General features: G+C 38.6%; 8 protein-coding genes. All 8 read left to right on the top strand.

Annotated features, from left to right (window positions below; all coding sequences use genetic code 11):
* Window positions 1–35: 35 nt before the first annotated feature.
* A complete protein-coding gene (locus Aru01_RS07845) occupies window positions 36–1,445 on the top strand; it encodes an amino acid permease (RefSeq protein WP_016655626.1) in 1,410 nt (469 codons plus the stop codon).
* 132 nt (window positions 1,446–1,577) lie between these two features.
* Window positions 1,578–2,792 (top strand): imidazolonepropionase, encoded by a 1,215-nt coding sequence (gene hutI / locus Aru01_RS07840; RefSeq protein ID WP_016655627.1) that lies wholly within the window; start codon window positions 1,578–1,580, stop codon window positions 2,790–2,792.
* Window positions 2,793–2,872: 80 nt separating this feature from the next.
* Window positions 2,873–3,808: a formimidoylglutamase gene (gene hutG, locus Aru01_RS07835; RefSeq protein WP_016655628.1), complete on the top strand. Its 936-nt coding sequence runs from the start codon at window positions 2,873–2,875 to the stop codon at window positions 3,806–3,808.
* Window positions 3,809–3,844: 36 nt separating this feature from the next.
* On the top strand, window positions 3,845–5,113 hold the full coding sequence (locus Aru01_RS07830; RefSeq protein ID WP_016655629.1) for a Glu/Leu/Phe/Val family dehydrogenase: 1,269 nt from the start codon (window positions 3,845–3,847) through the stop codon (window positions 5,111–5,113).
* A 525-nt stretch (window positions 5,114–5,638) separates the two neighbouring features.
* Window positions 5,639–7,198 carry a TolC family protein gene (locus tag Aru01_RS07825; RefSeq protein WP_051145763.1) on the top strand — a complete coding sequence of 520 codons (1,560 nt, stop codon included), beginning with the start codon at window positions 5,639–5,641 and terminating at the stop codon, window positions 7,196–7,198.
* On the top strand, window positions 7,195–9,336 hold the full coding sequence (locus Aru01_RS07820) for a type I secretion system permease/ATPase (RefSeq protein ID WP_016655631.1): 2,142 nt from the start codon (window positions 7,195–7,197) through the stop codon (window positions 9,334–9,336). Before Aru01_RS07825 ends, Aru01_RS07820 begins: the two co-directional genes overlap by 4 nt.
* Window positions 9,333–10,523, top strand: coding sequence for an HlyD family type I secretion periplasmic adaptor subunit (locus Aru01_RS07815; protein ID WP_016655632.1), 1,191 nt, complete (start codon window positions 9,333–9,335; stop codon window positions 10,521–10,523). Before Aru01_RS07820 ends, Aru01_RS07815 begins: the two co-directional genes overlap by 4 nt.
* A 930-nt stretch (window positions 10,524–11,453) precedes the next feature.
* Window positions 11,454–11,938: BapA/Bap/LapF family prefix-like domain-containing protein (locus tag Aru01_RS07810; RefSeq protein ID WP_042111263.1), on the top strand; the 485-nt coding region annotated here is incomplete at its 3' end.

Below are 11,938 nucleotides of genomic sequence, written 5' to 3'. Positions count from 1 at the left end.
CATTAAACATTAAAACTTCAAGGACTGGAGATGACATGTCAAATAATTCTAAGTTAGCGCGTGGTCTAAACACGCGTCATATTCGATTCCTCGCTTTGGGATCGGCAATTGGGACGGGTTTGTTTTACGGTTCTGCGGCAGCGATAAAGATGGCCGGGCCATCAGTATTACTGGCGTATATTATTGCAGGTATTGCGATTTATATTGTGATGCGTGCACTGGGTGAAATGGCAGTTAAAGATCCTGTTTCAGGATCATTTAGCCATTATGCGACTCGATATATTGGTCCACTTGCTGGGTTTACCACAGGCTGGACTTATGTATTGGAAATGATCATCGTGGCACTTGCAGATGTCACTGCATTTAGTATCTATATGGGCTTCTGGTACCCAGATGTACCTCGATGGATTTGGATTTTATCTTTAATCATGTTCTTGGGGGCCATCAATTTAATTCACGTCAAGGTTTTTGGTGAGTTAGAGTTTTGGCTTTCGATTATTAAAGTCACTGCAATTGTTGGCATGATTTTAGGTGGCTTGGTACTGATGTCTTATGGCTTTCAGGTCGATCACCATACGGTAGCAACAGGTATACAAAACCTATGGATTCATGATGGTTTTATGCCAAATGGGATTATGGGATTCATTGCCTGTTTTACAGTTGTCGTATTTGCTTTTGGTGGTATTGAAATCATTGGGATTACCGCTGGAGAATCGGCTGATCCGAAGACTTCAATTCCTAAAGCGATTAATGCTGTCCCTGTGCGTATCTTACTATTTTATGTACTAACAATTTTTGTATTGATGTCGATTTTCCCATGGAATCAAATTGGTAGCCAAGGCAGCCCATTTGTACAGATCTTTCAAAATTTAGGTATTGAATCTGCTGCTACAATTTTAAATATTGTGGTGATTACGGCGGCGGTATCTGCGATTAACAGTGATGTTTTTGGTGCAGGACGCATGTTGTACGGAATGGCAAGTTCAGGTCAAGCGCCACGCGTTTTCCAGAAAGTGTCTAAAAATGGTGTGCCGTGGATGACTGTAGTCATGATGGTTGTGGTGCTACTCGTCGGTGTTGTATTAAATTATTTGATGCCTGAAGACATTTTCTTATTGATCGCTGCAATCGCAACTTTTGCAACGGTTTGGGTATGGTTGATGATTTTGGTTTCACAGGTGTTTATGCGCCGTAATATGTCAGCCGAAAGCGTTAAACAGCTAGGTTTTCCAATTATCGGTTGGCCGTATGCCCCAGCACTTGCAATCATGTTTTTGTTGGCAGTACTTGGCATGATGGCTTATTTCCCTGATTCACGACCTGCAATTTATGTTGGATTTGGCTGGTTGGCATTACTCAGCGTTACCTACATGATTTGGATAAAACCGAAACAACATATGATTGAACAAACCACTAAAACTTTGAAGCCTGAAGCAGAGTCTTAGTTATTGATTTAAATAGATCAGTTCCACTGTAAACGAGCAAACATCAATGTGTTAGAGAGTGATCAAGCTTGATTGCAGTGGAGCTTATTGTCTGCTCATTGTAAAAATTAAATCTTGGCCATGGAGTGAGTCATGAAAAAGTACTGGCACAACTGCCATATAGCGACTATGCAAAATGGTCGATATTCAATCATTGAAAATGCAGCTTTAATTACAGAAGCACAGCAGATTCAGTGGATTGGAACAGCTGCTGATGCAATGACTCAGCTCGATTTAAGCACTGCTGAAACAATTGATTTGGATGGGGCATGGTTAACACCTGGTTTAATTGACTGTCATACACATAGCGTATTTGCTGGCAATCGTAGTATCGAGTTTGAACAACGGCTGCAAGGCTTATCTTATGCTGAGATTGCTGCGCAAGGTGGTGGCATCATGAGTACTGTACGTGCAACACGGCAGGCAAGTGAAAGTGAGTTATTGCTGAGTGCACGGCAAAGGATTGAACAACTGCGTTTGGAGGGTGTGACAACCATTGAGATTAAATCAGGCTATGGCCTAGATTATTTGTCTGAACGTAAAATGTTAAGAGTAATTCGTCAGTTAGCTGTGGAACTACCCTTGACGGTTAAGAGCACTTGTTTAGCAGCACACGCACTGCCACCTGAGTTTGTCGGGAGGAGTGATGAGTATATTGATTATATTTGCACAGAAATGTTGCCGAAACTGCATGCAGAACAATTGGTTGATGTTGTAGATGCTTTTTGTGAACATCTAGCGTTTCAGCCTGAGCAGGTTGAACGTTTATTTCAAGCAGCACACGCTTTGGGCTTACCAGTTAAGTTGCATGCAGAACAATTATCTGCATTAGGTGGTTCGAGTTTAGCTGCGCGTTATCGAGCTTTGTCAGCAGATCATCTGGAGTATATGACAGAAGCTGACGTTCAAGCCATGGCACAATCTGGAACGGTTGCTGTACTCCTACCAGGTGCTTTTTATTTATTACGTGAAAAACAATATCCACCACTTGAAAGTTTAAAGCGACATGGTGTGGCGATTGCAATATCTACTGATCTGAACCCAGGAACATCCCCTGTTTTATCCTTACGTTTGGTCATGAATATGGGGTGCACCTTATTTGAGTTAACACCTGAGCAAGCCTTAGCAGGGGTGACGCTACATGCTGCAAAAGCTTTAGGGATTGAAACGCAATATGGAAGTTTAGAAGTGGGGAAAAAAGCGGATTTTGTCGCTTGGAAGATTCAACATCCTGCCGAGATAAGTTATTGGTTAGGTGGGGATTTATCAAAACGTATTATTCGACATGGACAAGAAGTGCTGTTTTAACTAGTTTTACAGCTTTATACCTGTATACAGCAACTTATAAGTCCTTTAAATGCAAATAAAAAGAATAGTGGATTATAGATATGCAACAAGATTTTAAATGGCAAGGTCGACATGATGGTGATGGGCCTGCACATTGGCGTATACATCATGTGATGAATCAAACGATACAACCACAATATGTATTACTTGGTTTTGCTTCAGATGAAGGTGTACGACGTAATCAGGGGCGAGTCGGTGCTGCCGCAGGACCGCAGGCAATTCGAAAACAATTGGCCAACTTACCCGTACATACTCCTTTAAATATTGCTGATTTGGGTGATGTGACTTGCCAAAATGGTCAATTGGAACAAGCACAAACCGAACTGTCTGCAGTCCTTATGCAAAATTTAGCAAAAGGGTTTAAGCCTATTGTTTTAGGTGGTGGTCATGAGGTTGCATTTGCAAGCTTTCAAGGTTTGTTTGATTACAACCGTCGGCACCATCCACAGCGTCGAATTGGCATCATTAATTTTGATGCACATTTAGACTTGCGTCGTGATCCGGTGGCAAGTTCAGGTACACCGTTTTTTCAAGCTGCACAATTGAGCAAACAGCGTGGTCAGAGTTTTCATTATTTATGTCTGGGAGTTGCTCAACATTCCAATACAAAAATACTGTTTGATACAGCTCACGATTTGAATTGCCAATATGTATATGATCATGAGTTTAATAGTACAAAAAACTTGGAAATAACGACCAAAGTAGAACATTTTATTACAGAGCTTGACGACCTATATGTCACGATTGATCTCGATGTTTTTAGTGCTCATATCGCCCCTGGTGTAAGTGCCCCAGCGGTGAGAGGGATTGACTTAGCAAGTTTTGAGTGGGTTTTTGAACAGATTGTACAAAGTGGAAAAGTACGTTTACTTGATTTTGCTGAATGTAATCCCTCTTTTGATACGGATAATAAAACTGCGCGCTTAGCTGCGTATATTATTTATCAGTATCTATTTATGAATCAAAAGCTTGTATGAACTAAAGTTTAAATTTTTGTGTAAAGGACGGTAAATATGGATCTTTCTTATGGCAATGACAGTCATGGTGCTTGGCAGACATACCTTGCGCAAATTGATCGTGTTGCTCCTTATCTGACACACTTATCAGATTATATTAATACACTAAAACGACCAAAACGTTGCTTAATCGTAGACGTACCGATTGTGATGGATGATGGTACTATTCAGCATTTTGAGGGTTATCGTGTACAACATAACTTATCTAGGGGTCCAGGCAAGGGGGGGATTCGTTATCATCCCGATGTTGACTTAAATGAAGTTATGGCATTATCTGCTTGGATGACAATTAAATCCGCAGTCGTTAATTTACCCTTTGGTGGTGCCAAAGGTGGTGTTCGTGTAGATCCAAGTAAACTATCAAAACGTGAACTGGAACGTTTAACTCGTCGCTTTACGGCAGAAATTAGTCCAATTATTGGGCCGCAAAAAGACATTCCTGCACCTGATGTTGGTACAAATGGCAGCATTATGGGGTGGATGATGGATACTTACTCTTCCTCAGTGGGTTATACCGTTACAGGTGTGGTCACAGGTAAGCCTATTCATTTGGGTGGTTCGCTTGGGCGCGTTAAGGCAACTGGGCGTGGTGTATTTATTACTGGTCGCCACATTGCAAATCGGATTAACTTACCTATTCATGGTGCTAAGGTTGCAGTACAGGGGTTTGGTAATGTTGGAAGTGAAGCTGCATTATTATTCGCTGATGCGGGCGCTATCGTGACTTGGGTACAAGACCATAGTGGAACGATTTACAATGAAAATGGTTTAGATCTTCCTAAACTTGTACAGCATGTTGCCGAGCATCGTGGAGTCAAAGGTTTTGCAGATGCCCAAGTTGCTGATGATGAGGATTTCTGGGATGCTTCAGTTGAAATTATGATCCCTGCTGCTTTGGAAAGTCAGATTACTGTTGATCGAGCACAGCGCTTGAAAGCAAAAATCGTGCTTGAGGGAGCCAACGGGCCAACTTTACCAGCAGCAGACGATGTGTTGGTTGAGCGAAATATCGTTGTTGTGCCTGATGTAATTTGTAATGCCGGTGGTGTAACGGTGAGTTACTTCGAATGGGTACAGGATATGGCGAGTTACTTCTGGACAGAAGAAGAAATTAATGAACGCCTAGATAAATTACTTATTCAAGCAATTAACGATGTGTGGAGTAGTGCTGAAGAACATCAGTGTACATTACGTACAGCTGCCTATATTTTGGCATGTGAGCGTATCTTAGAAGCTCGTCAAGAACGTGGTATTTATCCTGGTTAAGTACTAAATTTTAAAATTTAAACTTAATTTACTCAGCCTCCTTAAAATTTAGGGAGGCTTTTTTTTGAAAAAAAATTCACTTGATTAACGCTGAGTTTACGAACTGATTTGCTTTTAGCATGGTGTTAAGTTTTTCTAAAAACTATATTGCATTAATTCAACATGCATCACATATTATTAAAGAGAAATGCATTATATTTAGCCCAAAAAGGATTTTATTTTAGATTAACTGATGAGTTTATTAGTTTTGTGGTGTAGCTTATATAAATTAAATATTTTTAATTTTTAATTTAAATCTTTATAACACATTGATAATTATGGATTATTATTTATATTTCATTTTAGTGTTTAAGAAGAATATTGTGTCAACTTAATGATTAAATTAATAAATATAAGTAGGATTAAAATATTAATAATATGTATAATTCGTGCATTATAAGTGTAAATATAGTTTAGAGAATTTACGTGCTCGGTCATCATCACTCATTTTTAACTAAAAGATTAAGTGTATGTGTACTGTTTTTGATGTTATATCCCTGCACAGCATTAGCTCGTAATGGCACAGAACAGGCACGTCCAATAAATCTGCAAGATATTCCTCTTGAACAAAATTCTAGTCAATCTTCTTTTGAGCAATCAGCGTTTGGAACATCGTTAAAAACTGGCTTCAATCAGTTAAATCAGCTTTTGGCACCAAAAGCAAATGATGATTACAAGACGATCAATCTAAATCGATTGGCTAAATATGAATTTGACCAGACACAAGTTGATCGTTTACCGACAATTGGTTATCAAGCGAATACAGGTTCAGTCAAACAAAGCAATCAGGCGCTGTACATGCAGCAGTCTGCTTTTGAGAGTCTAGATTTTTATAGTGCAATTCAAAGAGCTGTGACACGTCATCCACAGATTAGTCAGAGTATAGCCAATTTATCGTCACAAAATGCCAATATAGATGTCGCAAAGTCCAACTACTATCCGCAAATTTCAGGTGGTATCTCCACGGGGGATATGAGTCATGGCGAAGGTGGGCGACAGCTTATTAGTATTAATGCCACTCAAATGCTTTATGATTTTGGTAAAACCAAAAGCTTGGTGAGCGAGCAACGGGCAAAACTGTTAGTCAACCAAGCCAATGTGTTGATCAATATAGATGATATCGCAAGTCAAACCGCAGATGCGCTGGTTAACATCAACCGCTATCAAGTGTTATGTCAGATTGCTCAAGATCAAATTGCTGGTATTGCACGCATAGCCGAAATTGCTGATCTACGTGCTAAAGCTGGTATTAGTAGTCAAGCCGATCCAGTACAAGCACAGTCTTATTTACAAGCAGCACGTTCTAATTTGATTTCACAGCAAACTCAATTAGCGCTTTACCAAGAAAAATTACGTACGTTATTGAATTTCGATGCACGTGGTACAGCATGGAAATTACCCGATGGTTTATTGCAGAACTCTAAGGTTTTTGAACCTGCGGAGTTCAGTAAAATACCTAAGATGATGGCAGCACAAGCTGAAATTGAAGTTGCCAAACTGCAGAAACAACAAGTTGATTTGAGTCGTTATCCAACATTGAATGTAAAAGGCTCTCTCAGTCAGGCAGTCAATGGTGTTAACCCCAATAACCGCGAAGATAATGGAATGTATAATTCTATTATGCTTGAAGCCAATAGTAATTTTTATCAAGGTGGTGCAACGGCATCACGTTCTCGTTCAGCCAGTTATGCAGAACAGGCCGCACGTGCGCAAGTGAATGCCGTGCAATTAGAGGTACTGAATCAGGTACGTTCTACCCGTGAAAATATTGAAAATAAAAAACGGCAAATGGATGTACTGATTCAACAACAATCGATTTCAGTTCGTACCAAAGAGTTATACCAAGAACAATATAAGTTAGGCACACGTACCGTGGTGGACCTACTTAATGCTGAACAAAGTATTCATAGTGCCAGTATGCAAATTGAAACTAACCGCTATGACATTTATAGCAGTTTAGTGCAGTTTATTGCGATTAGTGGTAATGCACGTGATGTTTATCAGCTGAATAATTTAACCATTCAAGGGGTAGAGGTCAGACCATGAGTAATAAAATCAATACCCAGCCGTGGTTACAAGCGATTATTACTGTTGCAAAACATTATCGGATTGAACCATCTGAAGAGCGGATTCGCTTAGAGTTAAATTGGGGTGATCATCAAACCTTAGATGATGCTTTGCATATGATTACTCGTCAGGTCGGGCTCAGTATACGAAAGGCTGAATTTAGCGTTGATTTATTAAATCCGTGGCGTTTACCCCTTGTGGTTGGATTTAAAGATGGTCAGGTGGGAGTCATTGATAAAGCTGATGATCAAGGTAATCTCAGTGTTCAAATGAGTGGTGATCAAGGTTTAGCGCAAAGTTTTAGTACAGTCGATTTACTGGAACATATTGCAGTTGCTTATATTCTTCGTCCTGAAATATCGGTAGCTGATGCCCGAGTAGATGAATATATCAAACCTTTTGAGAAAAACTGGTTTTGGAGCATTGTTCTTAAAGACTGGAAGCGATACATCGATATTTTATTTGCCTCGTTATTGGCAAATATTCTCGCACTTGCGACGATTGTATTTTCAATGAACGTCTATGACCGAGTCGTACCTTCACAGTCTATCCCAACACTGTGGGTATTATTTAGTGGCGTTATCTTGGCTGCGGTATTTGAGTTTGTATTGCGCTTAGCTCGAGCCCATATCTCAGACATGATTGGTAAACGAGCTGATTTAAAGATTTCTGATCGTGTGTTTGGCCATGCATTAAGAATTACCAATAAAGAACGCTCTAAGTCTACGGGTACTTTTATTTCACAGATTCGTGAATTGGAAAATATACGTGAAATGGTGACCTCAACCACTATTTCAGCGATTGCTGACTTACCTTTCTTTTTCATGTTCTTGGGGATTTTCTGGTTAATCGGTGGCAATCTATTTTGGGTGATTGTGATTATTGTGCCATTGATGATCTTACCAGGTATTTTGGCGCAAAAAACTTTGGCTAAGTTAGCACAAGAGGGGATGCGGGAATCTTCCATTCGTAATGCGATCTTGGTTGAATCTGTACAAGGTATTGAAGATATTAAACTGTTGCGTGCTGAATCACGTTTTCAAAATCAATGGAATCACATGAATGAGGTTTCAGCGACCATCAGTATGAAGCAGCGTAAGATTACGCATTTTATTTCAACATGGACACAAAAAATACAAGGCTTAACTTTCGCTATTGTTGTCCTTGTTGGCTGTTTTTCTGTGATGGAAGGTGATATGACGACAGGTGCATTGGTTGCTTGCTCGATTTTATCATCGCGTATGCTCGCCCCGATTGCGAATATTTCTTCAGTTTTGGCACGCTTACAGCAGTCTAAAACAGCAAAACAAAGCTTAGATGAACTGATGCGTAGGCCAGTCGATCAGCCAGATCGTGCACAGTTGATTCAGCGTGCAGCGATTAATGGTCAATATCAGTTTGAAAATGTTTCATTTAAGTATGCTGAAGATGATCCTAGCCCAAGTCTGATGATTCAAAAATTAGAAATTAAACCAGGAGAGCGTATTGCTATCTTAGGTCGCAATGGTGCTGGTAAATCAACCTTATTGCAGTTGATGTCAGGAATGCAGCAACCAGATCGAGGAAATTTACAACTCGATGGTGTAGATCTACATTTGCTTGACCCTGCTGATGTACGCCGTGATGTCGGTTTATTAAACCAAAATGCCCATTTGTTTTATGGGACGGTTCGAGAAAACTTGACATTGGGTGCACCATTAAGCAGTGATGATGATATTTTAAAAGCACTCAATATTACTGGGGCCTTAGGTTTTGTTCAGGCTAAAAAAGAAGGTTTAGAGCATATCGTTCTTGAAGGCGGTGGTGGTTTTTCTGGTGGTCAGCGTCAAGCATTATTACTGACGCGTTTATTACTTTGTCAGCCCAATGTATTGTTGTTAGATGAACCTACTGCTTCTATAGATGATGTTACTGAGAAACAATTAATTGATCATTTGAAAACTTGGTTAGGTCACCGCACTTTAGTGGTTGCAACGCATCGCCGGGCAGTTCTTGAGTTGGTTGACCGTATTATTGTGGTTAATAATGGCCGAATCGTTATGGATGGGCCACGGGATCAAATTTTAAATAACAATCAAGCTAAACCTGAGACACCTACCACTGGAGTACAAGCATGAGTGGTTTGAATAAGAAGAGTAAAAATACGCTGCAACTCAGCCATAAAGAACCGCCTTTACCTAAAGCCAGTTATTTGATTTGGATTATTTGTATTGGTTTGGGAGCATTGTTAACTTGGGCGGCGATATTTGAGCTTGAGGAAGTTTCCACAGGTACAGGTAAAGTTGTGCCGTCCTCAAAGGATCAGATTATTCAATCACTAGAGGGCGGAATCTTAACCAAACTCAATGTAAAAGAAGGTGATATGGTTAAGGAAGGGCAGGTTTTAGCTGAGCTTGATCCAACACGTTTCGCTTCGAATGTTGATGAATCGAAGTCATTGTTACTTTCTGCACAAGCAACAGCAGCGCGTTTACGCGCTGAAGTAAATGGAACAAAATTGGTCTTTCCTGACTCGGTTCATAGTGAACCTAAATTGATGCAGGAAGAGACTTTGCTATATCACACTCGACGTGAAAATTTAACATCTTCACTGGCAGGTTTAAAGCGTGCGTTGACTCTGGTTGAACAGGAGTTAAACATGACTGAGCCTTTGGTTGCTAAAGGGGCAGCCAGTGAAGTTGAAGTGCTGCGACTTAAACGTCAAGCCAATGAACTGCGTAATCAGATGAGTGATATTCAAAATCAATATTTTGTAAAAGCGCGTGAGGAATTGGCTAAGGCGAACACAGATATTGAACAACAAGGTCAGGTGGTGAAAGGTCGCTCTGATGCGTTGAATCGAGCTGTATTTAAAGCGCCAGTACGCGGAATTGTGAAAGAAATTGATGTGATGACTATTGGTGGTGTTGTTCCACAAAATGGTAAATTAATGACGATTGTACCGTTAGAGGATCAATTGTTGATTGAGGCCCGTATTTCACCAAGAGATATTGCTTTTATTCGTCCAAATCAAGAGGCTTTAGTTAAAATTACTGCTTATGACTACTCAATTTATGGTGGCTTAAAAGGTAAGGTTAAAGTGATCTCTCCAGACACTATTCGTGATGAAGTTAAACAAGATCAGTTCTACTATCGCGTATATATACGTACCGACACAGATAAGCTGCAAAATAAAGCAGGAAAGTCATTCTCAATTACGCCTGGTATGGTGGCAACAGTAGATATTAAGACAGGTGGAAAAACTGTCTTAGATTACTTGTTAAAACCATTTAATAAAGCCAATGAGGCATTACGAGAACGTTGATTTCTAATCCGATTTTAAAGCATCTGATACAAGTGATCAGGTGCTTTTTTTATGGCTTTACGAATATCGTCTACGATTTTGAAAATGTTGGTGATCTATAAAATAGATCATTATTTGAGTTACTCATTCTATTTTTTGATAATTCATTACTAAAGTTACAAAAAAAAAGTTTAATTGATCAAAAAATAATCAATTTATTGATTATTTTTTAGCTAATTCTGTTTATTTTAATCGGGAATTCCATGTGTTTTATATTTCATTAAACTATATAAGTGTGATGTGTTGCACTTAATATTATTTGATAATATTTTATTTAATTTTATTATTATTAAGATTTATTAAGTAGTGTATTTTTCATTAATAGATAAACTATATTCTGTGATAACTACTTTAGTTCAAAGGGTTAGCCGATTTAATTCAAAAATATTTGCATTTAGAATCAAAAAAAGAGAAATCCAACTGATTTAGTCAGGATATTTGAAAAAATATAGTAAAAATTAATCTCAGATGATTTGATTTAAAGCGATAGCGCAGTATTTTATGTGTAGGGTATATATTTTATTTAAATCATTTTATTCTGCGTGATAAATATATTAATTAAGAAAAAATAAATATTTGGTAATTTAGCTAAGAATATTTTTCATAATCGATAGCTTTTAATCTGAACATATAGGTTGTTTTGAATAATAATTGGATTTTTGTTAAGTTACTTTAAAATTTTACAACTAAAAACAATGGGTTATGTTTAATTTTGTTTTTTATTTTTAATCTTAAGTTTATAAAAAGCCTGCCTGATCTGTATAAGTCCTATGTATTATTTTGTTTATACATATGTGTTTTAATAGTAGTTTTAAAATACATGTTTATTAAGTCGCTATGTTTTAAATCAGGGGATGGCTCTTTAATTAAAACTATAGTGCTAGGATATTTATGGCAGATATTAAAGTTGTAGCGAAAGGTAGTCATGACACCTTAGCTACTCTTTCTGGGACATCTGTGAAATTAAAAGAACCATCCGTGGTTCTTATAAAAGTTTCGCCGAATGATGTTTTGGAAGTAAAAAGAGAAGGTACTAGCGTAGTTATTCACCTCAAAAATGGTGAAGTAATTATTATCGAAGATTTCTTTAGTGAAACAGCAGCAACAGATAATAGCTTAGTTTTTGGTGATGAATCAGATCAGTTGATTTGGGCGCGTTTTACCAATGACGAAGGTTTATTGTTAGACGCAGTAAATTACCAACCATTAGAAAATATTGAACCATTATTATACGGTGATAATTATAATCCTTTAGCTTGGGCGGCTATTCCAGTAACTGCAGGCGGTATCCTCGCATGGGCAGATAGTGGATCAAATTCTACTGACGAAAGTGACTCTGACAGCGACTCCGACTCTGATTCAGACAGCGACTCTGA

Origin of the sequence: Acinetobacter rudis (assembly GCF_000829675.1) — a bacterium.
GTDB lineage: Bacteria > Pseudomonadota > Gammaproteobacteria > Pseudomonadales > Moraxellaceae > Acinetobacter > Acinetobacter rudis.
Note: the sequence above shows the minus strand (reverse complement) of the source record. Positions and strands in the feature narration are given on the sequence as shown.

Excerpts from the sequence above, each read along its gene's own strand:
- Aru01_RS07845 (WP_016655626.1), top strand. The coding sequence starts at position 36 with ATGTCAAATAATTCTAAGTTAGCGCGTGGTCTAAACACGCGTCATATT.
- hutI (WP_016655627.1), top strand. The coding sequence starts at position 1,578 with ATGAAAAAGTACTGGCACAACTGCCATATAGCGACTATGCAAAATGGT.
- hutG (WP_016655628.1), top strand. The coding sequence starts at position 2,873 with ATGCAACAAGATTTTAAATGGCAAGGTCGACATGATGGTGATGGGCCT.
- Aru01_RS07830 (WP_016655629.1), top strand. The coding sequence starts at position 3,845 with ATGGATCTTTCTTATGGCAATGACAGTCATGGTGCTTGGCAGACATAC.
- Aru01_RS07825 (WP_051145763.1), top strand. The coding sequence starts at position 5,639 with ATGTTATATCCCTGCACAGCATTAGCTCGTAATGGCACAGAACAGGCA.
- Aru01_RS07820 (WP_016655631.1), top strand. The coding sequence starts at position 7,195 with ATGAGTAATAAAATCAATACCCAGCCGTGGTTACAAGCGATTATTACT.
- Aru01_RS07815 (WP_016655632.1), top strand. The coding sequence starts at position 9,333 with ATGAGTGGTTTGAATAAGAAGAGTAAAAATACGCTGCAACTCAGCCAT.